Source organism: Streptosporangium sandarakinum, from assembly GCF_050942225.1.
Classification (GTDB): domain Bacteria; phylum Actinomycetota; class Actinomycetes; order Streptosporangiales; family Streptosporangiaceae; genus Streptosporangium; species Streptosporangium nondiastaticum.
On the sequence record NZ_CP192034.1, the window covers coordinates 8,011,009 to 8,037,542 of the forward strand.

A 26,534-nucleotide genomic window follows, 5' to 3' on the forward strand; every position below is an offset into this window, starting at 1 on the left:
CCGGTGCGGACACCCGCCGTACGAACACGGCTGTCCCGGCCGGATCACCGACCACGACTACGCGCAGCCGTCCGGCGAGCTGATGACCGAGCGGATGGAGGCGCGCCACCGGCTGGGGCCGAGGCGTGTGCCGCGTTTCGCGCCGCCTACTGCCGTGGCGCCGGCCGAGGTGATCCCCCTGGCCCCCACCCAGCGCCGCCCCGGACCGACCGCCCCGGCCGTCCGGCGGACCCCGGCCTCCGTACGGCAGGAGCCCACGGCCCGGCACGCTCTGGACGCGCGGTTCGCCCCTCAGGACCTCGTCCCGCAGGAACCCCGGGGCGTGGCAGCCCCTTTTCCTCCCGGCATCGACGCGAACAGCGAAAACCGTGCGATCACCGACACAAACGGTGGAACCCGCATCACCGCCGAAACGAGCGGAGAGATCCGCGCGGCCCCTGGAACCGACCCGTCCGGCGCCACCGACGTACGGACAGGCCCTGGACACGATGACGGAGGTCTGAACCGTGGAACAGCCCGAGACCGTACGACCCCGACCGGTGATTCCCGGGTGGCGGATCATCCGCAGCGACGCCGGACGGTTCTGGGCCAGCCGGGAGCTCCCCTTCGCCGAGGGGTCGCGGTGGGACGGCCCGCCGTACCGGACCGTGGACGCCGACACCTTCGAGGAACTCCGAGCCGAGGTCATCCGGCAGGAGGAGGCGGCCCGGGGACCCGGCCCGCAGGACACCATGGGAGAGGTAGCCCGATCACCCGGTCCGCGAACCGGCGTCCCACCGCGTCGGCACGGGGATCGGTACGGCGGCACGCCGTAACACGTGACCGCCCCCTGAACCGGCATGGCGGTGCGGAGCGCCCCCGTCCCACACCGCCATGCCTCCAGGAACGGGCCTCGGAAACGATCTCTTTTGAAGAGACGACTGCGCCGTCGACGACAAGGACTCGACCACATCGAGTTCGACCAGGCCCAAGGTTATATTGACGAAGTGCTGGCCATGCTCCCTGTAGCGGCCCGGCAGATCCTGGAGGCGATGATGCGCACCGGCACACGCGAGTACAAGAGCGAATACGCCCGCCACTACTTCGGCCAGGGCAAGGCTCAGGGCATCGCCGAAGGCGAAGCCAAGATGCTGCTGCACGTCCTGGCCGGACGGGGGATTGAAGTTCCCGAGGACGCCCGTGCCCGCATCCTGGAGTGCACCGACCCGGCGCAGATCGAGCGATGGGGTCGCCGCGCCGGCACGGTCGACACCATCGACGAACTCTTCGCCTAGTCCGGCGCCCGTACGGAGGGCGTCGGGCGACCGCCGGCAGGGTCGGCGCCCGGCCGTGAAACCGGGGAAGGCGGCGCCGGACCGTGCCGTGGGTCAGCCCAGGATGAGGAAGGTGAAACCCATCACGTCGCGGTAGCCCCGCAGCCAATAGGAGCGATGCTGGTCCACCTTGGCGCGGGTGGCCTCGGCTTCGGGATGGTCGGGGTTGGCCACGAGCCACTCCTCCACCTCGGCGGTGAAGCCCGACTCGAACTCCGCCCACTCGTCGCCGGTGGCGGTCTCGATGCGCAGCGGCCGGAATCCGGCGGCCGTGGCCCGGTCCACGAGACCGGCCAGGTCGGTGCAGTCGTCCACGGAGGTTCCCGGCCACATTCCGGCCAGTTCACCCTCCGTGGGGACGCGCTCCCAGAACTCGGCGCCGAACAGCAGGCGGCCGCCCGGGTTGACCAGGGTGCGCAACGTACGCAGCGCTTCCGGAACGTCGCCGAGAGCGTGGTAGGCGCCGACGTTCAGCACCAGGTCGGCGTTGCCGAGGTGTTCCTCGGCCGGGCCCTCGACGAAGGTGACGCGGTCGGACAGACCACGAGCTGCGGCGTCGGCCCGCCCGCGCTCCAGATCATGTCCGCGGATGTCGACGCCCACCCCGCGCGCCTTCGGCACGGCCTCCAGCACGCGCAGCAGCAGATGGCCCCATCCGCAGCCCAGATCGAGCACGGTCGACGGCTTGGCGGCGGCGAGGACGGTCGTCAGCCTGCCGGCTCGTTCTGCGGACAGCGGCCCGTTGAAATCCAGCCGGGTGCCCGCTGCCAGCGGGGGAGGGTTGGTCATGGGACGCACTGTAGGAGATCGATCAGGACCACCGCGAAGGTTTTTCCGCGCGGAAAACCCCTGAGATCCGGCACGGTCGAGGCGGGTGGACGCGGTCTGCGCGCATGGCCGATCATGGGGCGATGTCGCTCCGCACGCACGAGGTCGATCTGTTCGAGAGCTCCAGGGGCCGCCTGGAGGCGATCGCCTACCGGCTGCTGGGGTCGGCCGGCGACGCGGAGGACGCGGTGCAGGACACGTACCTGCGCTGGCATGCGGCGGACCGGGAACGGATCGAGACACCCGCGGCGTGGCTGACGAAGGTGCTCACCAATATCTGCCTCAACCAGCTCACCTCGGCGCGGGTCAGGCGGGAGACCTACGTGGGGCAGTGGCTCCCGGAGCCGGTGCTGGACGGAGACCGGATCCTCGGCCCCGCCGACACCTTCGAGCAGCGCGAGTCGTTCTCCATGGCGATGCTCACCCTCATGGAGCGGCTGTCCCCCAACGAGCGCGTGGTGTATGTGCTGCGCGAGGCGTTCGGGTACGCGCACCGCGAGATCGCGGAGATTCTGGACATCACCGAATCGAACTGCCAGCAGATCTACCGGCGTGCCAAGCAGCATCTGGCCGTCGAACGATCCCGTACGGAGATCGACGCGGCCACCGCGCGGAAGATCGTCGAGGAGTTTCTCTCCGCGGCCCTCAGCGGTGACACCGAGCCGCTGATCCGGCTGCTCGCCGATGACGCTGTCAGCATTGCCGACGGCGGCGGTAAGGTCGTCGCCCGCAGGACCCCGGTCATCGGAGCGATGGGCATCGCCCAGTACCTGCGTGGCATGTTCCAGCGGAGCGACTCCAAGCGAACCCTCGTCGGCGGCGATCCCACCTTCTACGCCGTCATCGTCAACGGCGGTCCTGCCGTGCTGGTCAAGGTCGGCGAGAAGGTCATCGGCGTGATCTGCCTCGATGCGACCCCCGACGGTCTGGCGTCGATCCACATCCAGGTCAACCCGGACAAACTTCAGCGCATCGCGCGGCAGTGGGCCGCCACCGGACCCCATCACCCTCTGGCGGAGAACTGGTGACCCATATCACACTCATTCGCTGTCAGGGATCGCGCGGCTGCCCGGTTCAGGAGGTGAACGCAACCGGATAGGAGCCAGCCATGAAGCACCGCATCGTCGTCCTGGGAGCCGGATACGCCGGAGCCAACGCCGCCGGCCGCCTCGCCAGGCGGCTGCACCGCGATGACGTCGAGATCACCCTGGTCAACGGCGATGCGGAGTTCGTCGAGCGGGTACGCCTGCACCAGCTCGCCGGCGGACAGGACCTGAAGCCCCGCCCGCTGCGCGACCTCTACGCGGGCACCGGCGTACAGGTCCGGACCGCACGGGTCACCGCCGTCGACGTGGAGGCCAAGACCGTCGATCTCGGCGGTGAGACCCTCGCCTACGACACCCTCGTGTACGCCCTGGGCAGCACCATCGCCGATCACGGCGTCCCCGGCGCCGCCGAGCACACCCACAACGTGGCCGGCAAGCAGGCCGCCCTCCGGCTGCGGGCGCGCCTGAGCAGGCTGACGCCCGGCGCGACCGTGCTGGTCGTGGGCGGCGGCCTGACCGGCATCGAGGCGGCCACCGAGATCGCCGAGGCCCACCCCGGCCTCAAGGTCGCGATCGCCGCCCGCGGCCGCGTCGGCGACTGGCTCAGCGACAAGGCCCAGCGCCACCTGCGCGGCGCCCTGGACCGGCTCGGCATCACCGTCCACGACCACGCCGACATCACCCGCGTCGACGCCGACGGTGCGCTCACCGGCACGGGCGCGAAGATCCCGGCCCAGGTGACCGTGTGGACCGCGGGGTTCACCGTGCACCCGATCGCGGCCGCCACCACCCTCCAGGTGTCCGACACAGGGCGGATCATCGTCGACGCCGGCATGCGCTCGGTCTCCCACCCCGACGTGTACGCCGTCGGCGACGCCGCGCTCGCCCAGGGAGCGGGCGGCAGGCCGCTGCGGATGTCGTGCGCCTCGGCCAACCCGATGGCGTGGCTGGCGGCCGACGTCATCGCCGCGCGCCTGACCGGCCGCACCGTTCCCCAGACCACGATCGGCTACTCCGTGCAGTGCATCAGCCTCGGACGCCGCGACGGGATCATCCAGCGCGTGACCCCCGACGACCAGGTCACCTCCACCGTCATCACGGGCCGCACCGCCGCCCGCCTCAAGGAGATGATCTGCGCCAGCGCGGCCTGGAGCGTCTCCCACCCGACCATGATGATGCCGAGCCGCCGCCGCCACCTCACGGCCACCGACACGGCGGCGACCCGGCTTCCCACCCGGGCATGACGAAGAACGCCACCGACACGGAACCGCCGGGCGAGCGTGACCACCCGCTCGCCCGCCGAGCACGAGCGAACCACCCGGGCCGACCGGTCCGCGCCCTTCTGCGAAAGACGCGAACCGATTCGACCTCCGCGGGACGCACGGGCGGGGTCAGATCGTCACGTTGAGGGCGGTGAGGCCGCGGATGATGTAGCCGGGGCCCCAGGACGGCTCGGCGGTGAGCTCCATCTTCGGGGCCCGGCGCAGCAGTGCGCCGAACGACTCGATCAGCTCGATCCGGGCGAGCGGAGCGCCGAGGCAGAAGTGGATGCCCGCGCCGAAGGAGATGTGCGGGTTGTCCACCCGTCCCACGTCGAGGCGCTCGGGGTCGGCGAAGACCTCGGGGTCGCGGTTGGCCGAGCCGAACAGCAGCGCCACCTCCGTGCCGCGCGGGATGTCCACCCCGCCCACGGTGATGTCCTCCAGCACCCAGCGCTCGAACATCTGCAGCGGCGTGTCCCAGCGCATCAGCTCCTCGATCGCGGTGGGCAGCAGGCCGTGGTCGGCGCGCAGCCGTTCCAGCTCGGCCGGGTTGCGGAACAGCGACCACCAGCCGTTGCCGGTGACGTTGACCGTGGCCTCGTGCCCGGCGTTGAGCAGCAGCACGCAGGTGCCGACCAGTTCCTCCTCGGTGAGCCGGTCGCCCTCGTCGACCACCTGGGCCAGCGCGCTGATCAGGTCGTCGCCGGGGTCGGTACGGCGGGCACGCGCCAGCTCGACGAGGTAGGCGGAGAACTCCTCGGCGGCGCGCACGGCGGTGTGCTGGGCCTCGATCGAGGGGTTGAGCTCGTACATCCCGCAGATGTCGGCCGACCAGGGTCGCAGCAGGTGCCGGTCGGCCTCGGGCACGCCGAGCATCTCGGCGATCACGGTCACCGGGAGCGGCTCGGCCACCTCGGAGATCAGGTCGCCGCCGCCGCGCTCGGCGAACGCCTCGACCAGTTCGCCGGCGATCCGGGCGACCTTGGGGCGCAGCGCCTCGACCATGCGCGGGGTGAACGCCTTGGAGACCAGCCGCCGCAGCCGGGTGTGCACCGGCGGCTCGACGTCGAGCATCCCGGCCCTGACCACCCGCCAGAACGGGTCCTGGAACTCCGGGTCGTCCGGCCTGCCGAACTCGGCGTGGGTGGCCACGTGCAGGTAGGACCGGCCCAGCCGGCGGTCGCGCAGCAGCGCGTTGACGTCGGCGTGCCGGGCGATCAGCCACTGGCCGGTCGGCTCGAAGAAGCTGACCGGCCGCTCACGCCGCAGCTCGTCGTAGACGTCGTAGGGATGGGCGACGAATTCCGGATTCCAAGGATCAAAGTGCACGTAGACATCGTAATGTCCCAGGTAGTCGGGCCCCAAGACCCCGAAGATCCGGGGGACGCATGTCCGCATTCCGAGACGCGGAGCTTGCGGCGGGACCGCGGTGGTCGGTTATAGTCCCCGGTAGGTCATGAGTGCCAGCGACAAGCCCCGGCTAGCTGGCCGGCAACCCTCGCGTCCGCGGCGGGGTGCCCCGGGTGAGGACCTGGTCCGGCGCGAGGTGCGCCGGGCAAGCGCGGGCTCCACGCACCAACGCCGTGGCTTGGGGTCCGATGACCTCGAAGGAGAGCCGGCGTGTCCACCCTGACGATCTTCGCCTCCACCGCCCCCGCCGACACCACCCCCGCCCCCGCTTCCGGCGACGTCGCCGATGCCGTCCGCACCACGCGGACCACCGCCCCCACCGCCCCCACCGCCGGAACCGTCACGCCCCCGGCCGCCGCCGTCCCCGTGACCCGCGCGCCCGAGGGTCGGCGGATCCCCGCGGTGCTCGGCGCGGACCTTGAGGTGCCGGTCCGCGGCGGCCGGCTGGCCCCCTATGCCAACCTCGACTACGCCGCCAGCGCGCCCTGTCTGGAGCCGGTGAGCGCCGCCGTCGCCGCCGCGCTCCCGGCCTACTCCAGCGTCCACCGCGGCGCGGGCTACGCCTCCCAGCTCACCACCGCCCGTTACGAGCGGGCCCGGCACACGGTCCGCGCCTTCGCCGGGGCCCGCCCGGACGACGCGGTGGTCTTCACCCGCAACACCACCGACGCCACCAACCTGCTGGCCCGCTGCCTGCCCGAGGGGACCACGGTCGTGGTCTTCGACACCGAGCACCACGCCTCGCTGCTGCCCTGGCGGCACACCGTACGGCTGGCACCGCCCGCGTTCCCGGGCGAGGCGGTCCGTGCCGCGGACCGGGCGCTCGCCGAGATCGAGGGCCCCAAGCTGCTGGTCGTGACCGCCGCCTCCAACGTCACCGGGGAGCTGTGGCCGATCGCCGCGCTGGCGCACATCGCCCACCGGCACGGCGCCCGTGTCCTGGTGGACGCCGCCCAGCTCGTCCCGCACCGTCCGATCAACCTGACCGCGCTCGACCTGGACTACGTGGTCTTCTCCGGTCACAAGCTCTACGCCCCGTTCGGCACGGGCGCGCTGATCGGCCGCCCGGACTGGCTGTCCGGCGCCGAGCCGTACCTGCGCGGCGGGGGCGCGGTGCGGGCGGTGAACGTCCCCCAGACGGGTGAGGCGGACGGCTGGGAGATCGACTGGCACGACGACCCCGAGCCCCGCCACGAGGCCGGCACCCCGAACGTCCTCGGCGCCGTCGCCCTCGCCGCCGCCTGCGACGCGCTGACCGCCACCGGCTGGACCGCGCTGATCCACGAGGAGGAGCGCCTCCTCGCCCGGCTGCGCGCCGGACTCGCCGGGATCGAGGGCGTGCGCGAGCTGTCCCTGTGGGACCCCGCCCACCCCCGCGTCGGCATCGTCTCCTTCACCGTGGCCGGCCGTACCGCCCGCGAGGTCGCCGAGATCCTGTCCGCCGAGTACGGCATCGGCGTCCGGGACGGCAAGTTCTGCGCCCACCCCTTCGTCCGCCACCTCCTGGACGCCCATCGCCCGGAGGCCCACCCCCGGGACACCCACCGCCCGGACACCCGCCTCCAGAACGCCCACGTCCAGGACACCCACGTCCAGGACACCGCGGACGGCGGCTGCGACGACGGGGCCGCCTCGGCCGTCCGCGCGTCGATCGGCATCGGTACCACCGACGAGCACGTGGACCGGCTGGTGTCCGCTTTGCGGGAGATTGCCGCGCGGCGCTGACGTGGGAACATGGCCCTATGAGTGAGCGTCACGCCGAGGGGGCGTCCCGGGAGCTGCACGTGGGCATCGGGGCCGGGGCGGAGGCCGTACGGCCGGTCCCGGTTGACGGGCCGGCGGCTCCCGGCGCGCGGGGCAAGGAGCTCGCCACCGAGGACATGGTCCTCAACATCGGGCCGCAGCACCCCTCCACCCACGGGGTGCTGCGGCTGCGGCTCACCCTGGACGGCGAGCTGATCAGCTCGGCCGAGCCGATCGTGGGCTACATGCACCGCGGCGCGGAGAAGCTGTTCGAGGTGCGCGACTACCGGCAGATCATCGTGCTGGCCAACCGGCACGACTGGCTGTCGGCGTTCGCCAACGAGCTGGGCGTGGTGCTCGCGGTGGAGCGGATGCTCGGCATGGAGACGCCGCCCCGGGCCGTCTGGACCCGCACACTGCTGGCCGAGCTGAACCGGGTGCTCAACCACCTGATGTTCCTCGGCTCCTACCCGCTGGAACTCGGCGCGATCACCCCCGTCTTCTACGCGTTCCGCGAGCGCGAGACCCTCCAGGCCGTGATGGAGGAGGTCTCCGGCGGGCGGATGCACTACATGTTCAACCGGGTCGGCGGCCTGAAGGAGGAGCTGCCCGAGGGCTGGTCGGACCGCGCCGCGCGGGCCGTCGCCGACGTGCGGCGGCGGCTGCCCGACATCGAGAACCTGATCGTGGACAACGAGATCTTCCTGGCCCGCACCCGAGGGGTGGGCGTCCTGGACCGCGAGACGATCATGCAGTACGGCGTGAGCGGCCCGATCGCCCGCGCCTCCGGGGTGGACATGGACCTGCGCCGGGACGAGCCCTACCTCGCCTACGGCGAGCTGCCAGTTCGGGTCGTCACCCGGGAGGCCGGCGACTGCCACGCCCGGTTCGAGGTGCTGCTGGAGCAGGTGAAGGTATCCCTCGACCTGGCCGACGCCTGCCTGGAGCGGCTGCGCGATCTGCCGCCAGGACCGATCAACCAGCGCCTGCCCAAGGTGCTCAAGGTCCCCGAGGGCCACACCTACGCCTGGACGGAGAACCCGCTCGGCCTCAACGGCTACTACCTCGTCTCACGCGGCGAGAAGACCCCGTGGCGGCTGAAGCTCCGCTCGGCCTCCTACAACAACGTCCAGGTGCTGCGCGAGACGCTCCCCGGCCACCTGGTCTCCGACATGGTGGCCATCCTCGGCTCGATGTTCTTCGTGGTCGGCGACATCGACAAGTGACGCCGCGGCGCCGGACCCGGCGTCTCCGGTAGCCCGGCGGACGGCGCCCCGGCGAACCGGCGGACCACGACGCCGGACCCGGCCGGTCGCCGGGACGCGGATCTCAGCGCCCGGCTTCCTGGCCCTTCTCGGTGGGGTCCTTGGGCACCCGGCAGCAGTGCTCCAGGTACAGCGCCGCGCAGATCAGCGCCACGCACCCGACGAACGAGCCACCGGCGATGAGGAAGTCGCGGCGCGGCACACCCTGTTCCAGCAGGTCGGCGGTGTAGAAGGCGAACCCGGCGAAGACGCCCGCGAAGACGGCGCCGCCGTACGCCGACGCCTGGGCCAGGGCCGCCAGGCGGGCCACCGCCATCGGCTCGACGGGTTTGGTGCCCGGCTTGCGCCTGATCCGGGCCCTGGTCATCCACCCGGTGTACGCCTCGCCGATCGCCAGCAGGAAGACCGTCGGGATCGCCGTCCACGGCACGGTCGGCAGGGACGAGTAGAACGGCCTCAGCGCGATCCAGGTGAGGACCCCGAACACGACGATGAGCCCGACGATCACGTCGGGGCGGCTGGGCTTCACTCGGGCCTCTGCAGCGTCAGATCGGCGCGCAGCCGTACACCTTCCTGGTCCAGCCCGGCCAGCAGGTCGGTGACCCGCCGCCCGGCCAGCGTCGCCTCCGGATCGACCCGCGACCACGGCACCAGCACGAACGCCCGCTCGTGCGCCCGGGGGTGCGGCAGCGTCAGCTCGGGGTCATCGGAGACGACGTCCCCCACCGTGATGAGGTCGACGTCGAGGGTGCGCGCGCCCCAGCGTTCCATCCGGATCCGGCCGAAGGCGTTCTCCACGCTCTGGGCGCGTTCGAGGATCGCCCGGGGGTCCAGGGAGCTCTCGGCGATCACCACCGCGTTGAGATAGGCGCCCTGCTCGGGGCCGCCGACCGGGTCGGTCTCGTAGACCGGCGACACCGCGACGAAGCCGAACCCCGGCGCGTCGAAGAGCGCGTCCAGCGCGCCCTGCAGGGTGTCGAAGCGGTCGCCCAGGTTGCTGCCGAGCGCCAGCACGACCTTCATCCGCGACCCTCCCGGCTCCTCCTGATCGTCACGACCACGTCGTCGAACGGAAGCGGGATCGGCGCGGCCGGCTTGTGCACGCTCACCTCGGCCGACTCCACCGCCTCGTACGCCAGGCAGACGTCGGCCAGGCGCTGGGCGAGCGTCTCGATCAGGTCGACCGGCTCGCCCTCCACGACCTTCACCAGTTCCTGGGCGAGCTCGCCGTAGTGCACGGTCCTCGTCAGGTCGTCGGTGGCCGCCGCGGGGGCGGTGTCGAGGAAGAGCGTGACGTCCACCACGAACTCCTGGCCCAGCTCCCGCTCGGCCGCGAGCACACCGTGCCGCCCTCTCGCCCGCAACCCCCGCACGCTGATCCGGTCGGTGCCGGTCGGGTCTGTCACGCCGCCTCGTCCTCCTCCTCGTCGTCGTCGCTCTGCAGCACGGGCGAGCCGTGGTGCAGCCAGAGCCTCCAGCCCTCCGCCGTCCTGACGAAGGTGTTGCTCGCCACCACCTTGCCCGCGGCGAAGCTGGAATCACCCTCGTCGCCCGCGGTGAGGATGTTCTCTTCGCAGGTGAGGATGGCGACGTCGCCCATCACCATCACCCGGACGTCGGTCAGCACGAACTGGATGTAGGGGGTGTTCGCCATGAGCAGCGCCCAGGAGCGCAGCACCTCCGGGCGGCCCGACACGATCGGCCACCCGGGATGCACGCAGCTCACCTGCCGGCCGTCCATGTCGTCGGCCCAGATCTCGGTCATCCGGTCGAGGTCGGCGTTCTCGATCGCGGTGTAGAACGCCTGGTTGACCGTCTCGACGGCGGTGGTGTCGACGCTCATGATCTCGCTCCCTGGACGGCGGCGGCGACGCGGACGGCGTCCGCGTTCGGGCGTACGTTGTGCACCCGCACACACCACGCCCCCTCCCGGGCGACGATGGCCGTCACGGCGAGCGTGGCGTCGTCGCTGCGGTCGAAGGATCGTGGTGTACCGTCCGGCTCGGCGAGCAGCCGCCCCAGGAAACGCTTCCGGGACGCCCCGATGAGCAGGGGATGGCCGAGCTCGGCGAGCCGGTCGAGCCCGGCGAGCACCGCCCAGTTGTGCTCGGCGTTCTTTGAGAAGCCCAGCCCCGGGTCGAGCACGATCTGCTCCTCGGCGACGCCCTCGGCCAGCACCGAGGCCACCCGCTTGGCCAGTTCCTCGCGCACCTCGGACACGACGTCGTCGTAGACCGCGCGGCGGTCCATCGCGTGGCTGTGGCCGCGCCAGTGCATGACCACGTACGCCACGCCGGTCGCGGCGACGACCCTCGGCATCTCCGGGTCGGCCAGCCCGCCGCTGACGTCGTTGACCAGCACGGCCCCGGCGTCCACGGCGGCCCGGGCGACCTCGGCGCGCATGGTGTCGACGCTGACCGCGACACCCTCGCGGCTGAGCTCCCGGATGACCGGCTCGACCCGGGCCAGCTCCTCGTCGAGCGGCACGCGCGCCGCGCCGGGCCTGGTGGACTCCCCTCCCACGTCGACGATGTCGGCGCCCTGCTCGACCAGTTCCAGACCGTGCCGCACGGCCGCCTTCGGGTCGAACCAGCGGCCGCCGTCGGAGAACGAGTCGGGGGTCACGTTGACCACGCCCATCACCAGGCACCGGCCGAGACCGGGCACCCCCGGCACCTTCCACGTAGTCATGCCGACAAGCCTAGGCGTTCCCCATACTTCGCCCATATCGTGGGTCCGGCTTGCGGGACGACGGGTCCGTTCCGGCCGGTCGGGGGGACGGGAGGCGCCGGGACGGCGCGGAGGGCGGTGGACGGCACTTCTCGCGATCATCTTCCGCGTGGGTCGCCTTTCCCGGCCAGCCGATCGAGGAAGCGCTCGGAACAGAAACTCGGAGCATGCCGGACGGTCGGCAGGTGTGGCGATACTAACCCGATCCGGGGAGGCTCGACAGCCTTTCGCCCGCACCGTACGGCGAAGCCCCGCCGGAACCGCGGGGGCGGCTCCGGCGGGGCTTCGAGGCCCGGACCCGGTGGACGGGCGGCCCGGTGGATCCGGCGGATCCTGTGGGCTCGGCGAGTCCCGCGGGCCCGGTGGGCTCAGTGGGCTCAGTGGGCTCGGTGGACTCAGTGGATGATGAGCGACATCGCCTCGGCGCGGGTCTTCTCGCTGTTGCGGAAGTCGCCGCGCACCGCCGAGGTGATCGTCTTCGCGCCGGGCTTGCGGACACCGCGCATGGTCATGCACAGGTGCTCGCACTCGATCACGACGATGACCCCCCGGGGCTCCAGCACCCGCATGAGCGCGTCGGCGATCTGGGAGGTCATCCGCTCCTGCACCTGCGGGCGGCGGGCGTACACGTCGACCAGCCTGGCCAGCTTGGACAGGCCGGTGACCTGCCCCTTCTGGTTGGGGATGTAGCCGACGTGGGCGACGCCGTGGAACGGCACCAGGTGGTGCTCGCAGGTGGAGTACACCTCGATGTCCCTGACGAGCACCATCTCGTCGTGGTCGACGTCGAAGACCGTGGTCAGCACGTCTTCCGGGGTCTGCCGCAGTCCGGCGAACTGCTCGGCGTAGGCGCGGGCGACCCGGGCCGGGGTCTCCTGGAGGCCGTCCCGGTCGGGATCCTCACCGATCGCGATGAGGATCTCACGGACGGCCTTCTCTATCCGGGCCGAGTCGACGCTCACCGGCTGTTCGACTTCCACGCTCAGCTACCGTCCCTCGGGGCGGTGTCCGGGTAGACGCCCGACGTACCCGCCGGGAGCGCGCCGTTGCCGGACTGCTCCTTGGGGGTGAGGATCGGCGGGCGGTTGGACGGCAGCCGCTTGCCGTAACCGGAGTAGGAGGGTCGCTTCTCCTTGACGACCACCGGGGCGAAGATCTGGAGGACCTGCTCGCGGGAGAGGGTCTCCTTCTCCATCAGCTCCAGCACCAGGTTGTCGAGCACGTCGCGGTACTCGACGAGGATCTCCCACGCCTGGTCGTGCGCGGACTCGATGAGGCGGCGGACCTCCTCGTCGATCGCCGAGGCGATCTTCTCGGAGTAGTCGCGCTCGTGGCCCATCTCGCGGCCCAGGAAGACCTCGGCCTGACCGGTGCCGAACTTGCGGGCGCCGAGCTGCTCGCTCATGCCGTACTCGGTGACCATGCGCCGGGCGATGGAGGTGGCCTTCTCGATGTCGTTGGAGGCGCCGGTGGTGGGCTCGTGGAACACGAGTTCCTCCGCCGTGCGGCCGCCCAGCAGCATCGCGAGCTGGTCCATCATCTCCGAGCGGGTCGCGAGGAACTTGTCCTCCATGGGCAGCGTCATCGTGTAACCGAGGGCGCGGCCGCGGGACAGGATCGTGATCTTGTGGACCGGGTCGGAGTTGGGCAGCGCGTGCGCGACCAGGGCGTGACCGCCCTCGTGGTACGCGATGATCTTCTTCTCCTGGTCCGACATGACCCGGGACTTGCGCTCGGGGCCGGCCATGACGCGGTCGATGGACTCCTCAAGGGTCTCCATCGTGATCAGCTTCTGGTCGGCGCGGGCGGTGAGCAGCGCGGCCTCGTTGATCACGTTGGCCAGGTCGGCGCCGGTGAAGCCGGGGGTACGGCGGGCGATGACGTCGAGGTCGACGCCCTCGGCGAACGGCTTGCCGCGGCCGTGGACCTTGAGGATGCCCTTGCGGCCCTCCAGGTCCGGGCGGTCGACGGTGACCTGGCGGTCGAACCGGCCGGGACGCAGCAGCGCCGGGTCGAGGATGTCGGGCCGGTTGGTCGCGGCGATGAGGATCACGCCGCCCTTGACGTCGAAGCCGTCCATCTCGACGAGGAGCTGGTTCAGCGTCTGCTCGCGCTCGTCGTGACCGCCGCCGAGACCGGCGCCGCGGTGACGGCCCACCGCGTCGATCTCGTCGATGAAGATGATCGCCGGGGCGTTCGCCTTGGCCTGCTCGAACAGGTCGCGCACCCGGGAGGCGCCGACGCCGACGAACATCTCGACGAAGTCGGAACCGGAGATCGAGTAGAACGGCACCCCGGCCTCACCGGCGACCGCCCTGGCGAGCAGGGTCTTGCCGGTTCCGGGCGGGCCGTACAGCAGGACGCCCTTGGGGATCTTGGCGCCGATCGCCTGGAACTTGGCCGGGGCCTGCAGGAACTCCTTGATCTCCTGCAGCTCCTCGATGGCCTCGTCCGCGCCTGCGACGTCGGCGAAGGTGGTCTTGGGGGTGTCCTTGGTGATGAGCTTGGCCTTCGACTTGCCGAAGTTCATCACCCGCGAGCCGCCACCCTGCATCTGGTTCATGACGAACAAGAAGATCAGGACGATGAGGATGATCGGCAGGAAGCTCACCACGAGGCCGACGAGGATGTTCTCCTTCGGCACGTCGACGGTGTAGCCCTTGGAAAGCTTTCCGGCATTCTGCGCTGTCTGGAGCTGGTCGGCGAGCTGGACGCCCTGGCCGGTCACCCACGAGGAGTAGTAGCGCTTGCCGTCGGCCAGTGTGACCTCGATGCGCTGATCCTTGTCGATGATCTTGGCGTTGGAGACCTTGCCCTCGTTGATCCAGCTGACGATCTGGGACGTGTCCCTCTTCTCGAAGCTGCCGTCGCCACCCCACATGGTGCTTACGAGCAAGAGCAAGACGACGATGCCCAGGATCCACAGCAGTGGCCCACGTGTAAATCGCTTGAGATCCATCCGATGCGGAACCCCGGCGGGCCCGTCCCTTCCTGACCATGGCCTGGAGACCCCGGGCGAGCCCGGGGTTGCGGCATCCCTAACCGCTTCCAACTGACTACCCAGAGACGGCGCTATAGACCTTCTCTTAGAAGTCCGAAGGTACACCGGCGTGCCGCGCAGGGTAACCGCTGAGGCAGTACCGGCTTTGCCCTACCAACGTACGTCAGGTGGGTGTGTGTTCCCTGCGTCGGCGGGCGATGTCGCCTTTTCGGACGGCCTGCTTCGCGCAGGGCGTACTTTTCAGGCCTCTCCGTACACGTGCGGCGCGAGAGTCCCGATGAAAGGGAGGTTCCGGTAGCGCTCGGCGTAGTCCAGCCCGTACCCGATCACGAACTCGTTGGGGATGTCGAATCCGATGTACTTCACATCGATCGGAACCTTGACCGCGTCCGGCTTGCGCAGCGCGGCGCAGATCTCCACCGAGGCGGGGTTGCGCGACTTCAGGTTGTGGACCAGCCAGGAAAGGGTCAGGCCGGAATCGATGATGTCCTCGACGACCAGCACGTGACGCCCCGCGATGTCGGTGTCGAGGTCCTTCAGCACCCGCACGACGCCCGAGGACTTGGTGCCGGCGCCGTAGGACGACACGGCCATCCAGTCCATCTGGACCGGCAGGTGCAGCGCCCTGGCCAGGTCGGCCATGACCATGACCGCCCCCTTGAGCACGCCCACGATCAGCAGGTCCTGGCCCGCGTAGTCCTCGTCGATCCGGGCCGCCAACTCCTTGATCTTGGCCTGGAGGTCGTCCTCGGAGATGAGGACCCGCGCGAGGTCCTTGTCCATGTCGGCTGCGTCCACCTGGGATTTCCTTACGAAGCGGGACTGGCTGGCTGTCTGGCGAACACCAGGGTGCCATACCGGCGGACCACCCCAATCCCCCCGGGGACCTCCACGCGCCGCTGCCCCCGCCAGCCGGTGACCAGGCCGTCGATCCGCAGGACGTGCCCGGCCGCCAGCGTGCCCGGAGGCGAGCCCGCCTCGACCGCGGCCCGCCGCAGCACCCGCCGGCGGACCGCCGCGGGCGCCTTCTCCAGCTCCGGTACGGCCAGCGCGACCCCGCCGATATCGCTAAGAGCGCAATCGGCGACGGCGGCGCGGGCGTAGACCTCGTCCGCCCAGCCGTCGAGGGCGTCGGCGTCGTCCCGGCACAGCGACGCGGTCCGGGCCAGCGCCTCGGTCACCCCGGGGCCGAGCTCCTCCTCCAGGGCGGGCAGCAGCCGCCGCCGGACCCGGACGCGGGCGTAGCGGTCGTCGACGTTGTGCGGGTCATCCCAGGGGACGAGGCCCAGCGCGGCGCAGGCCGCCGCGGTCGTCCGCCTGCCCAGCTCCAGGAACGGCCGCCGGTACAGCCCGGCACGGGCCGGCATGCCCGCCAGCGACCGGGTGCCGCTGCCCCTGGCCAGGCGGAGCAGCACGGTCTCGGCCTGGTCGTCCCTGGTGTGCCCGAGGAGCACGGCCGCGGCGCCCAGCCGCCCCGCCGCCTCCGCCAGCGCGCCGTACCGGGCCTCCCTGGCCGCGGCCTCCGGTCCCCGGCGGTGCCGACGCGGACGGCCGACGCCTCGGCGGGGTCGAGCCCGAGGGCGTGCGCCAGCCGCACGACGTCGGCGGCCCGGGCGGCGGAGCCCTCCTGCAGGCCGTGGTCGACGGTCACCAGGCCGGCGCGCAGGCCCGCGCGGGGCGCGGCGAAACCCGTGGCGGCGGCCAGCGCCAGGGAGTCGGCGCCGCCGCTGCACGCGACGAGCACGAGGGAACCGGGCGCCAGATCACCCAGCGCGTGCCGTACGGCACGGCGGACGTCGGCGACGGCCGGAGGCGGACCCATGCCCGCCATTGTCCGGCCTTGGAGCGACCGTCGGCGCCACCGGCCTCGCCGAAGCCCGTCGTCAGCCCTCGGCGCCGTCGGGCTTCGGGGTGTCCCCGGTGTCCGAAGTGCCGTCTCCGGCGCCTGGGGCGCTCTCTCCGGCGTCGCCCGTCTTCGGGGCGGCGCCGTCGCCACCCGCCGGAAGGGGCGTGCCGCCGCCGGCTCCGGGAACGGCCTTCGCCTCGGCCACCCTGGCGATCCACCGCTCGGGGTGGGCGATCTCGTCCGTGGTGGGGAGGGTCTCGGGAGACGTCCAGACCTTGTTGAAACCGTCCATGCCCACGCGGTCGACGACCGCGCGGACGAAGGCGGAGCCCTGGGCGTACTGCTTCATCTTGAGGTCGATCCCGAGCAGCCTGCGGATCGTGCGGTCGAACCGCGAGCCGCCCTCGCGGCGGTGGTGGAACTTGCCGCGGATCTCGGCGACCGAAGGGACCACGGACGGCCCGACGGCGTCCATGACGTAGTCGCCGTGCCCCTCGACCAGGGTCATCACCGCGGTGAGCCGGTCGAGGATCGCCCGCTGCTCGGGCGTCTGGATCGCGTCGATCAGGTTGCCCTCACCGCCCCGGACGGCGTCGGCCACCGCGTCGGCGGCCGAGCGGAACCGCTCCAGGAGCGTGCTCAGGTCGATGTCCGAGGCGAGCAGGAACTGCGTGGTCTGGGAGCGGACGTATTCGCGCAGCCACGGGACGCCGGTGAACTGCACCCGGTGGGTCTCCTCGTGCAGGCAGACCCAGAGGCGGAAGTCGTCCGGGTTGACGTCGAGCTCCTGCTCGGTGTGCACGATGTTGGGGGCGACCAGGGTCAGGCGACCGGTGGGCGCCTCACCCCTGGGATCCGGCGGCAGGAACAGCTCGTACTGGCCGAGGACGCGGGACGCCAGGAAGGCCAGCACCGCGCCGACCTCGACGCCGGTGACGCGCGCGCCCATCGAGGTCACGATCGCCGGGGTCTGCGCCCCGCGGGCGGCCAGCCGGTCGGTCAGCGGTTCCAGCACCACCCGGAAACCGGCGACGTTGGCCTTGATCCAGCCGGGACGGTCGACGATCGTCGCGGGCTGTGGCGCGGTCTCGGTGTCGATTCGGGTGAACTCGCGGACGTGCCCCTCGGCCTCACGGGACAGCCGCCGCAGTTGTGCGACGGCCTGGCGGGCCTCCTCTCGGCTCACTTGCGGCCCGGGGCGCACCAGGCGCGTTCCGGTCGCTACGGCAAGATCCCAGTCGATCACCTGCATACCGTCCACCGTACGTGGTGAGCGTCCCGATCGCGCCATCCGCGTCGTCCACGTCGTGGGAAGCCATGGGAAGTCGTGGGAATCGGCCGCCGGCGACGGTCCGGCCACCCCTGAGCGGCCCCGCGCCGGACGCCGGAGCCGTCCCGGCCGCGGCACGAGCGGTGGGCACCGGCCCGCGGCGGGCGTCAGCCCATGGCGGGCGTCAGCTCGCGGCGACCCTTGCGGCGAGCCTGTCGAGGGCCGCCTCCGCCTTGCCCCACCCGGGCGGGACGTCGTCCGCCATGAAGGCGAACGCCACGAGCCGGCCCTCCCGCGTGGTCGTCACCCCGGTCAGGGTGTTGACGCCGTTGAGGGTGCCGGTCTTGGCGCGGACCAGGCCGTAGACGGATTGGTTCTTGGTGAAGCGGTGACCGAGGGTGCCGGTGAACCCGGCGATGGGCATGCCGCTGATCACCGAACGCAGGTGGGGGTTGGCCGGGGAGGCCGCCAGCGCGACCAGCCGGGCCAGGCTCGCCGGGGCGATGCGGTTGTCAGGGGACAGCCCGCTGCCGTCGAAGACCTGTACGCCCTGGGTCACGCCCAGCCTGGCCAGCACCTTCCGCACGGCCGCCGCCCCGCCGTCGAAGGAGACCGGCAGGCCCTCCTTGAGGGCGACCTGCCGGGCCAGCGCCTCCGCCAGGTCGTTGTCGCTGAGCGTCAGTGCCCGCTCGACCAGGGCGTAGACGGGCGCGGAGTCGACCCTGGCGATCTCCTGCGCGCCGGCCTGGGCCCTGCCCCGCGTGGCGCCGCCGCCGGAGACCGCGACGCCGTACTTGGGCAGCAGGGTGGTGAACACCCGGTACGCCGTCCGGGAGGGATCGGCGACCCGCTGGCGGACGCCTGGCGTGACCCTGCCCTCGTCGACCATGAGGGCCGTGACCGGGGCGGCCTCGCCGTCGGGAATGTAGTTGGGCTTCCAGGACGGGGGGACGCGCGGGCCGGTGTAGAGGCTGTCGTCGTAGGTCACGGAGACCTTGGTGATCCCGGCCGCCTTCAGGGCCTTGGCCGTCCGCCGGGCGAGGACCGGCAGGGACGCCTGCGCGGGGTAGACCGGGCCGGCGAGCGGCTTGGGACCGGCGAGCGTGGGGTCGCCCCCGCCGACCAGGACGATCGAGTTCGCGGTCGCCCCCCGCACCACGCGCGTGCTCAGCCTGGCGTCCGGCCCGAGAGAGGCCAGCGCGGCGACCGAGGTGACGACCTTGGTGGTGGAGGCCGGGGTGATGCCCGTCTCGGCGTCGCCGGCGAAGATCACACCACCGGTCTGGACGTCGAGGACCGCTCCGCCGACCCTCTTGCCCAGTGCGGGGTCCCCCAGCGCCTTGGTGAGAGCCCCGGTCAAAGTACCCTTGGCAGGGAGAGGTCCGTTCCCCCCCGAGACCAGCACCGGACCCGCGGTGACGACCGGGACGGGAGGCGGCTCGGCCGAAGCGGTCGACTCGGGCGCCTTCTTGGTCAGCAGGTCGCTGGTGAGCAGGTGGGCACCGGCCGCGACGACGAAAAGCTGCAGCAAGACGAGAGTGACCAAGGCCACCAACCGCTCGCGCCGCATCACGTCGCCGACCTTTCGCCAAACGGTACCCAACAGGTTCAACGCCTACGAGACACTAATGCCCATCCGGGTGTACCCGGGGGCTTGAGCGGAGGAACAGCGGTGGAGTTCGACGTTCTCGTTGAGATTCCCAAGGGACAGCGGAACAAGTACGAGGTGGACCACGAGACCGGACGGATCAGGCTCGACCGGCTGCTCTTCACCTCCACGCAGTACCCCGCAGACTACGGCTTCATCGAGAACACCCTCGGTGAGGACGGCGACCCCCTCGACGCGCTGGTGCTGCTCCAGGAGCCGACCTTCCCCGGCTGCCTGATCAAGTGCCGCGCGGTCGGCATGTTCCGCATGACCGATGAGAAGGGCGGCGACGACAAGGTCCTGTGCGTCCCGGCCACCGACCCCCGGATGGAGCACATCCGCGACATCCACCACGTGGCGGAGTTCGACCGGCTGGAGATCCAGCACTTCTTCGAGGTCTACAAGGACCTGGAGCCCGGCAAGTCCGTCGAGGGCGCCAACTGGGTCGGCCGGGTCGAGGCCGAGGAGGAGATCGCGCGCTCGATCAAGCGGGCGGAGACCGCCGGCGAGCACTGAGCGGACGGTCGCCGGCCCGGTGGTCGCCAGACGGGCGATCGCCGGGCCGGCGGTCACGGCGCGGGTGTCCGCCGAACGGACGGTCACCCGCGCCGGGTGACCGCATGACGGCCGCCGGGCGGACGGCCGTCGGGCAGGCGGCACCTGATCGGGTGCGGCCGGGCCGACGGCTGAACGGGCGGCCACCGGGCGTCACGCCGGGCGGGTGGCGCCGACGAGGTCACCGCGCCACATCGGCGCGATCCGCACGACGTCCCCGGTCTGCGGGGCGTGCACCATCAGCCCTCCGCCGATGTAGATCCCCACGTGCCGCACGTCCGCGGGGTTTCCGGTGAGCCGGCCGAAGAACAGCAGGTCGCCCCGGTGGAGCCGGTCGAGCCGTATGTGCCGTCCCGACGTCCACTGGGAGCCCGTCCAGTGGTCCAGCCTGATCCCGGCCCGCTCCCACGCCCGCATGGCCAGTCCCGAGCAGTCGTAGCCGCGGGGCCCGCTGGCCGCCCAGACGTACGGTTTGTCGAGCTGCGTGAGCGCCCAGTCGGCGACGACGTCGCCGGGCATCTGCCACGGAGCGGGGTCGAGCCACCAGTCCGGCTCCGGCCATCCGCCGCCCGCGCCCCGCCCCCAGGAATCGCCCCCGGAACGTCCCCGCAGGGTACGGCCTCCGATCACGCGGGCCCCGGCGACACGTTCCCCGGCCACGCGGCCTCCCGCGGCGCGTTCCCCGATCACCCGGCCTCCGGCGAGGCGGTTCCCGGTGGCGCGGGCCCCGATCACGCGGCCTTCCGCGAAACGACTCCCGCCGACACGGGCTCCGGCCGGGCGCCCCGTCCTGAGCGCCCCCGCCGGCCGCCGGGTCCACCGGGCCGCCCCGGCCCATCCGGCCGGACCTCCGGTACGGCCCAGCACCGCGCGCCGCACCAGCCTGATCCCGCCGTACGCCCACGGGCCGGCGGACCCGCCCCGGACGAACCCCAGGGGACCCACCGGTCCCACGCCTCCGGTACGGCCGCGCGTCGCGCGCCCCGCGCCCGCGGCACCGCCGCGTGCCGCATGCCGTACGGCCCCGGTACGGCCGGCCGGCGCATGTCCGGCGTGCCCGGTACGGCCCCGCGCGGCGCGCCGCTGCCCGGCTAGGCGGGCCGCGGCGCTCCTGGCCGCGGAAGCCCTGCCCCACAGACGGGTCCGCTCGGCCGTGATCCGCCGCACCTCGGCCAGCCGGGCGGCCGCGTCCGCCTCGGCCACCGCCCGCTCGGCGGCGGCCCGGTTCGCCGCCGCCTGATGCCGTACACGGGCGTCCTCGGCGCGGGCGCCGAGCGCGAGGAAGAAGTCCCGGGCCCGACGCAGCCCGTCGAGCCTCTCGCCCGTCGACGGCGCTCCCCCCGCTCCGTAGGCGAGGGTCTCCTGGAGTGAGGGGACCGTGAACCCGGCCGGGAAGTCGCCCGCGAGGGGAACGGCTGGTGGCGGAGGGTTCATCCCGGGGAGGGCGAGCCGCGGTGAGAGGCCCGCCGGTGCGGGAAGGGAGGGGTGCTGCGGGGGTCCCGCCGGGGGTGGAGGGGGACCTGCCGGGGAGAGGACCGGAAAGGGGGGCCGGGATGAGAGGGCCGCTGGGGCGAGGGCTCCGTACCGGTCGGGGAACCCGGCCCGTTCCAGCTCGGCCTCGGCCTCGCGGGCCCGCTCACCCGCCTGTTCGGCCAGCATCCGCGCTCGGGCCGCCTCGGCCAGCTCGCCGTCATGGATCTCGGTCAGTCTCCTCACTCTGGCGGCCAGCTCGGCCGCCCCCTTCCGGGCGCTCGCGAGCCGGTCGGCGGCCGCGCGCGCCTGTTTACTTCGCTCGACGGCTCTGGACCGGGCCTCCGCCACCTCGTCGGCGGACGGGCCCGGCCTGCCCTGCCGCGCGTGGACGGGCAATCCCGCGCCCGTGATCAGGCAGCAGGCCAGGCCCGCCACCGCCACGGCGTGGCAGTGGCGTCGTTTCTTCCCCGCGGAACGCATGGGTCCGATCTCCGAATCACTGTGTGGCACTGTGCCGATACACGTCACAGCGCGATCACTGATTGCCTCAGGATTCCCATTCGTCACTCTGCACACACATGCAACTCACGCACCGTGATCAATTCGCCGGGCGGGCGGGCCACCCGTCGGGGTCGCCGGAACCGCCGGGGCGTTCAGCGGCGCGCGGCGAGGTCTAGGGACGCTGCCACTCCGAAGCAGTGGCGGGCCGCTCCGGCCCCGAGGGCACGGCGGGCTGATCCGGGGTGGCCGGGGTGGGCCGGGAGCCGGGCGGACAGGGCCGGTCGGGCCGGTCCGCGCGGTGATGCCCTCGCGAGTGATGCTCCCGCGGCACATCGCGCCGCGGAGGACGCTCCTCGGACGCGGGCGGACCGGGCCGGTGGGGGCCGGGCCGCCCGTCGGAGTCACCGGAACCACCGAGTCCGCCGGAGCCATCAGGGCCTCCATGCCCGTCACGGCCGTCACGGCCGTCACGGCCGTCGTTGCCACCGGGCCCGATGATCGGGCCGCCGGTCGGGCCTCCGCCTGTGGCCCCGGTCCGGGTGGGCCGTGCGGTGGGTGCCGAGGTGGGTCCGGCCGTGGGCGCGGGGGCGGGCTCGTGGCCCGGGGTGGGGGCCGGGGTGGGGTCCGGTGGCGGCAGGGGCTCCGGAACGGGACCCCCGACGTGCCGGTCGTCCGCTCCCCGGGCCCGGTGAAGGCGATCGGCACGATCGGCCGGGGCGGCCCGGACCCGGCCGGACGCGCGGCCTCCCGCCCGCCCAGGGATCTCAGGACCGCCGGAGGACCGGCCGGGCCGGGGGTCCGCGGCAGGAGGGTGCCGAGCGGCTCCCCCGTCACCGGCCGCGTCTCCGGCGCGCCGGCGGCGTCCTCGCCGAACTCACCGATGAACTGGACGGACATCACCGCCACGGCGGCCGTCGCCGCGAGCGCAGCCACCGCGCCGGCCACAACGCGAGCCCCGCGGCCTTTCCGGTGGTCCGGGCGGCGGGGAAACCCGGCGGCGTCGAGCAGGCCGGCCCTCCGGGCGACGTAGCGGCGGTAGGGGACGAGGTCGGGGTCGGTGAAGCAGCTCATCACCCGCACGCGCAGCGTCCCGGGCGGCACGACCGGCGGCAGGACCGCGAGGACCTTGCTCGCGGAGACCTGCCGGGCCCGGTGCGGGGCGCAGGCGTCGCAGCCGCTCACGTGGCGGGCGGCCCGCCGCCGGGCCTGCGGGGTGAGGCGGCCGGGTGGTCCGTCCAGCGACCGCGCCAGGTCCGCGCAGTCGTGGTGGTTCCGGTGGGCGAGGACCTCCACCGTGATCGCGTCGCGGAGTCGCTCCCGCGCCGCGTCGTCCATCGCGCCGGCCCGCCTGACCGGCACCCCCAGCACCCTTGCCAGGTCGGCGACGGACAACCCGTGCCGGTGAAGGAGTTCGAGGACCTCCTGGTCCTGCGGGGACAGGCTGCGGACGGCGTGCCACGCCGACGCGGCCAGGCCGATGGCGCCGTCCCCCGGGAAGGCCGAAGCGACACCGTCTCCCGGGGACGCCGGAGCGGGGGCTCCGGACCGCGGGGAGCCGGGCCGCGCGGCCTCCGTAGCCGGGGCCGCCGGGCCCGGCATCCCCGGCTCCGGGCCGGCCGCGGGGCGTCGCCGTACGCACTCCCCCCGAGCGAGTGCGTACAGCCACGCCCGCAGCAGGCCGGGGTCGGCGAGCTCGTGGACGCGGGCCTCCGCGGTGATCATGGTGTCGCGGAGCGCCACCTGAGCCCCGTCGGGGCCGCCCAGCATGAACCAGCAGTATTGGTAAAGGCCCGGGGCGTGGAAGTCGTACAGCGCGGCGAGAGCGCCGGGCTCACGCCCGCGGAGGGCTTCGACCAGAACACCGTTGTCCATGTGACAGACGGTAAACGATTGGTAACTGAAAGTTCTACCGATTCCTTCGCGTTGACGGCCGTTGTCAACGTTCCGTCGGCGAAGCGGACAACCGGTCCTCTCCGGCCTCGGGGACGGACCCCTTTGGACTGCGGGGGTTCACGGTGATCCGCCGGATCCGTGACGCGGCCGGGTCGTCAGGGGCGGGCGTCGGCGGTGAGCGTGGCGGGCCTGCCCCGGTCCTTGGCGAAGGGCGCCGTGGTCGGCTTGGCCGTGTTGACCGGGACGATGCCGCCGAGGGCCAGCGCGTCGTACGGGCGGCTGGTCGACCCCCAGGTGCCGGCGTGCACCTCGGCCCGGTCGATCTTCCCGGTGTCCTGGACGCTCTGGATGTTCAGGATGAACCTGCGCTTGGCGTTCGCCCGGACGTCGTCCACGAACGTGCTGCCCCCGCCGAGCAGCCTGCCGTTCCGGTCCCGCAGGAGCGCGGTGACCACCAGGTTCCCGGCCGGCAGGCGGTACGGCGAGCCGACGTACCCGGTGACGAGGTAGCCGTGGTCCTGCCGAGCCGTCAGGACGCCGGTGACGGGAAAGTCCTCGAAGGCCGAGACGATCCGGGCGGCCGGGCGCCACTGGGCGGAGCCGTAGGTGACGGTGACCTGCGAGGGCTTGCGCGCGGCGGTCGTCTGGCCGCTGAAGGGGAGCGTCCCGCCCGGCGGCACCGCGTCCAGCTGCTGCTCGGTCCGCACGATCTCCCGGCCCAGGGCGTCCTTGGCGACCACCGTGGCCACCACGTGCTCCCCGAAGTGCCAGGGGTTGGCGTTGGAGAGCACCCCGGCCCAGTTCACGACGTAGCCGTCGTCGCCCTTGACGACGGAGGAGACCTGCTCCCTGACCGTGAGCGGCCGGAGCGGGGCCGCCTGCCGCTTCTCCGTGCCGGAGGAGCATCCGGCCAGGAGCAGCAGGGCGATAACGCCGACGATTCGGGTGCTGTGCGTCACCCCATGGTGATAACCCGTATTCGGGACGTCCCCCAGGGGACACACGGGGAACGGCGGCATTCTTTACCGTTCCGATCGGTGGCCGGGGGCGGATCCCGGGCCTGCGTCCCGGCATCGGCGGGCAGGCCGCGGGTCCGGGCGGCCCTACCGCGCGCGGACCACCCGGCTCTCGTCCCAGACCGGCTCGGGGGCCTCGTAGACCTTGCCGTCGGAGCCGAACACCAGGTAGCGGTCGAAATCGTCGGCGAACCAGCGGTCGTGGGTGACCGCGACCACGGTGCCGTCGAAGGCGTCGAGCCCCTCCTGCAGCGCCTCGGCGCTGGCGAGGTCGAGGTTGTCGGTCGGCTCGTCGAGCAGCAGCAGCGTCGTGCCCGACAGCTCCAGCAGCAGGATCTGCAGCCGCGCCTGCTGCCCGCCCGACAGAGTCCCGAACCGCTGCTCGGCGACGTCCCCGGCCAGCTCGTAGCGGGCCAGCGCCTTCATCGCCTCGTTCTTCAGCCGGGCGTGCTCGGTCATGACGATCTCGCACGGCGTCCGGCCGATCAGCTCCGGGCGGGCGTGGGTCTGGGCGAAGTGGCCGGGCACGACCCGGGCTCCGAGCCTGGCCACGCCGGTGTGCCGGACGTCCTCGCCGGCCAGCAGGCGCAGGAAGTGCGACTTGCCGGAACCGTTGGAGCCGAGGACGGCGACCCGCTCGCCGTACCAGATCTCCAGGTCGAACGGCTTCATCAGGCCGGTGAGCTCCAGGCCTTCGCAGATCACCGCCCGCTTGGCGGTCCGGCCGCCCTTGAGGCGCATGCTGATGAACTGCTCCTTGGGCGCGGCCTCGGGCGGGCCGGCCTCCTCGAACCTGCGCAGCCGGGTCTGCGCGGAGTGGTAGGCGGCGGCCATGGTGTCCATGTACTTCGCCTTGTTCTTCAGCGTGTTGACCAGCTGCTTCAGCTTGGCGTGCTCCTCGTCCCAGCGCCTCTTCAGCTCGTCGAGGCGCTCGTTGCGCTCCCGGCGCGCCTGGGCGTAGGTGCGGAAGCCCCCGCCGTGCACCCAGATGTTGCCCGACTCGACGGTGATGATCCGGTCGGCGGCGTTGGCCAGCAGCTCCCGGTCGTGGCTGACCAGCACCACGGTCTTGGGCGTCTCGCGCAGCGCCCGCTCCAGCCAGAGCTTCCCCGGCACGTCGAGGTAGTTGTCCGGCTCGTCCAGCAGCAGCGTCTGGTCGGGCCCGCGCAGCAGCGCCTCCAGCACCAGCCGCTTCTGCTCGCCGCCCGACAGCGTGTTGACCTCGCGGTACTTGCACCGGTCGTACGGCACGCCGAGGGCGGCCATCGTGCAGGTGTCCCAGAGCACCTCGATGTCGTAGCCGCCCGCGTCGGTGTAGTCGGTGATGGCCTGCGCGTAGCGCATCTGGGCCTTCTCGTCCTCGCGCTCCATCATCACGAGCTCGGCGGCCTCCAGGCGCTCGGCGGCCTGCCGTACGCGTTCGGGGGCGACGCTGAGGAGGAGGTCGTGGACGGTCCGCCCGTCGCGGATGCCGCCGATGAACTGCCGCATGATCCCGAGCCCGCCGGAGCTCGCCACGCTCCCGTCGACCGGCTGGAGGTCGCCCGCGATGAGCCGCATGAGCGTGGTCTTGCCGGCGCCGTTGGGGCCGACGAGCGCGGCCTTGACACCGTCGCCGATCCGGAACGACACGTCGTTCAGCAACGGCCGCCCGTCCGGCAGCACATACGTCAGATGCCCGACCTCGACGTGTCCCACGGCGTTTTCCCTCTCTCAAGCTCCCGGGAAGAGTAC

At 72.3% G+C, this 26,534-nt stretch carries 23 protein-coding genes, 1 pseudogene and 1 riboswitch; of the genes and pseudogenes, 7 read left to right on the forward strand and 17 right to left on the reverse strand.

Annotated elements, in window-relative coordinates:
• Nucleotides 1-506: 506 nt before the first annotated feature.
• On the forward strand, nucleotides 507-815 hold the full coding sequence (locus tag ACQP10_RS36750; RefSeq protein ID WP_346018448.1) for a hypothetical protein: 309 nt from the start codon (nucleotides 507-509) through the stop codon (nucleotides 813-815).
• A gap of 180 nt (nucleotides 816-995) precedes the next feature.
• Entirely contained in the window at nucleotides 996-1,274 is a 279-nt protein-coding gene (locus ACQP10_RS36755) for a hypothetical protein (protein WP_433540569.1), read from the forward strand.
• Between the two features lie 93 nt (nucleotides 1,275-1,367).
• On the opposite strand, the gene ACQP10_RS36760 is transcribed toward ACQP10_RS36755, so the two are convergent.
• Nucleotides 1,368-2,102, reverse strand: coding sequence for an SAM-dependent methyltransferase (locus tag ACQP10_RS36760; RefSeq protein WP_433540570.1), 735 nt, complete (start codon nucleotides 2,100-2,102; stop codon nucleotides 1,368-1,370).
• A 122-nt stretch (nucleotides 2,103-2,224) separates the two neighbouring features.
• Between ACQP10_RS36760 and ACQP10_RS36765 the strand changes: the two genes are divergently transcribed.
• Complete coding sequence (locus ACQP10_RS36765; protein WP_346018445.1) at nucleotides 2,225-3,169, forward strand: RNA polymerase sigma-70 factor; 945 nt, start codon at nucleotides 2,225-2,227, stop codon at nucleotides 3,167-3,169.
• A gap of 80 nt (nucleotides 3,170-3,249) precedes the next feature.
• On the forward strand, nucleotides 3,250-4,431 hold the full coding sequence (locus tag ACQP10_RS36770) for an NAD(P)/FAD-dependent oxidoreductase (RefSeq protein ID WP_433540571.1): 1,182 nt from the start codon (nucleotides 3,250-3,252) through the stop codon (nucleotides 4,429-4,431).
• 147 nt (nucleotides 4,432-4,578) lie between these two features.
• On the opposite strand, the gene ACQP10_RS36775 is transcribed toward ACQP10_RS36770, so the two are convergent.
• A complete protein-coding gene (locus ACQP10_RS36775) occupies nucleotides 4,579-5,778 on the reverse strand; it encodes a cytochrome P450 (protein ID WP_346018443.1) in 1,200 nt (399 codons plus the stop codon).
• 123 nt (nucleotides 5,779-5,901) lie between these two features.
• A riboswitch (SAM riboswitch) is annotated at nucleotides 5,902-6,017 on the forward strand.
• Between the two features lie 208 nt (nucleotides 6,018-6,225).
• Between ACQP10_RS36775 and ACQP10_RS36780 the strand changes: the two genes are divergently transcribed.
• Together ACQP10_RS36780 and ACQP10_RS36785 are read left to right on the forward strand one after the other, a co-directional pair.
• Entirely contained in the window at nucleotides 6,226-7,584 is a 1,359-nt protein-coding gene (locus tag ACQP10_RS36780) for an aminotransferase class V-fold PLP-dependent enzyme (protein WP_433541967.1), read from the forward strand.
• Between the two features lie 17 nt (nucleotides 7,585-7,601).
• Complete coding sequence (locus ACQP10_RS36785; RefSeq protein WP_179821977.1) at nucleotides 7,602-8,828, forward strand: NADH-quinone oxidoreductase subunit D; 1,227 nt, start codon at nucleotides 7,602-7,604, stop codon at nucleotides 8,826-8,828.
• A gap of 103 nt (nucleotides 8,829-8,931) precedes the next feature.
• On the opposite strand, the gene ACQP10_RS36790 is transcribed toward ACQP10_RS36785, so the two are convergent.
• The 11 genes and pseudogenes from ACQP10_RS36790 to dacB all read right to left on the reverse strand — a co-directional run bounded on the left by ACQP10_RS36790 (nucleotide 8,932) and on the right by dacB (nucleotide 19,266).
• The gene (locus tag ACQP10_RS36790) at nucleotides 8,932-9,396 is read right to left on the reverse strand and encodes a DUF3180 domain-containing protein (RefSeq protein WP_433540572.1); all 465 of its coding nucleotides are present in this window, start codon (nucleotides 9,394-9,396) and stop codon (nucleotides 8,932-8,934) included.
• Nucleotides 9,393-9,890, reverse strand: a complete 498-nt coding sequence (gene folK / locus ACQP10_RS36795; RefSeq protein ID WP_346018440.1) for a 2-amino-4-hydroxy-6-hydroxymethyldihydropteridine diphosphokinase — start codon at nucleotides 9,888-9,890, stop codon at nucleotides 9,393-9,395. Before folK ends, ACQP10_RS36790 begins: the two co-directional genes overlap by 4 nt.
• On the reverse strand, nucleotides 9,887-10,273 hold the full coding sequence (folB, locus tag ACQP10_RS36800; protein WP_179821969.1) for a dihydroneopterin aldolase: 387 nt from the start codon (nucleotides 10,271-10,273) through the stop codon (nucleotides 9,887-9,889). The genes folK and folB overlap by 4 nt, the downstream gene beginning before the upstream one ends.
• Entirely contained in the window at nucleotides 10,270-10,710 is a 441-nt protein-coding gene (locus tag ACQP10_RS36805; RefSeq protein WP_179821967.1) for a nuclear transport factor 2 family protein, read from the reverse strand. The genes folB and ACQP10_RS36805 overlap by 4 nt, the downstream gene beginning before the upstream one ends.
• Nucleotides 10,707-11,558 carry a dihydropteroate synthase gene (folP, locus tag ACQP10_RS36810; RefSeq protein ID WP_399498554.1) on the reverse strand — a complete coding sequence of 284 codons (852 nt, stop codon included), beginning with the start codon at nucleotides 11,556-11,558 and terminating at the stop codon, nucleotides 10,707-10,709. The genes ACQP10_RS36805 and folP overlap by 4 nt, the downstream gene beginning before the upstream one ends.
• A gap of 434 nt (nucleotides 11,559-11,992) precedes the next feature.
• Nucleotides 11,993-12,577, reverse strand: a complete 585-nt coding sequence (gene folE / locus ACQP10_RS36815) for a GTP cyclohydrolase I FolE (protein WP_386150235.1) — start codon at nucleotides 12,575-12,577, stop codon at nucleotides 11,993-11,995.
• 2 nt (nucleotides 12,578-12,579) lie between these two features.
• Entirely contained in the window at nucleotides 12,580-14,556 is a 1,977-nt protein-coding gene (ftsH, locus tag ACQP10_RS36820) for an ATP-dependent zinc metalloprotease FtsH (RefSeq protein WP_179821962.1), read from the reverse strand.
• A gap of 282 nt (nucleotides 14,557-14,838) precedes the next feature.
• On the reverse strand, nucleotides 14,839-15,396 hold the full coding sequence (hpt, locus tag ACQP10_RS36825) for a hypoxanthine phosphoribosyltransferase (RefSeq protein WP_433540573.1): 558 nt from the start codon (nucleotides 15,394-15,396) through the stop codon (nucleotides 14,839-14,841).
• Nucleotides 15,397-15,407: 11 nt separating this feature from the next.
• Nucleotides 15,408-16,420, reverse strand: a pseudogene (tilS, locus tag ACQP10_RS36830) (tRNA lysidine(34) synthetase TilS).
• Between the two features lie 61 nt (nucleotides 16,421-16,481).
• On the reverse strand, nucleotides 16,482-17,696 hold the full coding sequence (locus ACQP10_RS36835) for a zinc-dependent metalloprotease (protein ID WP_346018436.1): 1,215 nt from the start codon (nucleotides 17,694-17,696) through the stop codon (nucleotides 16,482-16,484).
• A gap of 202 nt (nucleotides 17,697-17,898) precedes the next feature.
• Nucleotides 17,899-19,266 (reverse strand): D-alanyl-D-alanine carboxypeptidase/D-alanyl-D-alanine endopeptidase, encoded by a 1,368-nt coding sequence (gene dacB, locus ACQP10_RS36840; RefSeq protein ID WP_386150248.1) that lies wholly within the window; start codon nucleotides 19,264-19,266, stop codon nucleotides 17,899-17,901.
• Nucleotides 19,267-19,386: 120 nt separating this feature from the next.
• Here dacB and ACQP10_RS36845 point away from each other — a divergent pair, with 120 nt between their 5' ends.
• Complete coding sequence (locus tag ACQP10_RS36845) at nucleotides 19,387-19,878, forward strand: inorganic diphosphatase (protein WP_179821953.1); 492 nt, start codon at nucleotides 19,387-19,389, stop codon at nucleotides 19,876-19,878.
• A gap of 192 nt (nucleotides 19,879-20,070) precedes the next feature.
• Here the strand turns inward: ACQP10_RS36845 and ACQP10_RS36850 are convergent, their stop codons facing one another.
• The 4 genes from ACQP10_RS36850 to ACQP10_RS36865 all read right to left on the reverse strand — a co-directional run bounded on the left by ACQP10_RS36850 (nucleotide 20,071) and on the right by ACQP10_RS36865 (nucleotide 26,498).
• Complete coding sequence (locus ACQP10_RS36850; protein ID WP_433540574.1) at nucleotides 20,071-21,870, reverse strand: NlpC/P60 family protein; 1,800 nt, start codon at nucleotides 21,868-21,870, stop codon at nucleotides 20,071-20,073.
• A 105-nt stretch (nucleotides 21,871-21,975) separates the two neighbouring features.
• Nucleotides 21,976-23,763, reverse strand: a complete 1,788-nt coding sequence (locus ACQP10_RS36855) for an RNA polymerase sigma factor (RefSeq protein ID WP_433540575.1) — start codon at nucleotides 23,761-23,763, stop codon at nucleotides 21,976-21,978.
• Nucleotides 23,764-23,939: 176 nt separating this feature from the next.
• Nucleotides 23,940-24,743 carry a hypothetical protein gene (locus ACQP10_RS36860; RefSeq protein WP_346018432.1) on the reverse strand — a complete coding sequence of 268 codons (804 nt, stop codon included), beginning with the start codon at nucleotides 24,741-24,743 and terminating at the stop codon, nucleotides 23,940-23,942.
• A gap of 144 nt (nucleotides 24,744-24,887) precedes the next feature.
• Nucleotides 24,888-26,498, reverse strand: coding sequence for an ATP-binding cassette domain-containing protein (locus ACQP10_RS36865; RefSeq protein WP_179821946.1), 1,611 nt, complete (start codon nucleotides 26,496-26,498; stop codon nucleotides 24,888-24,890).
• Nucleotides 26,499-26,534: the final 36 nt, after the last annotated feature.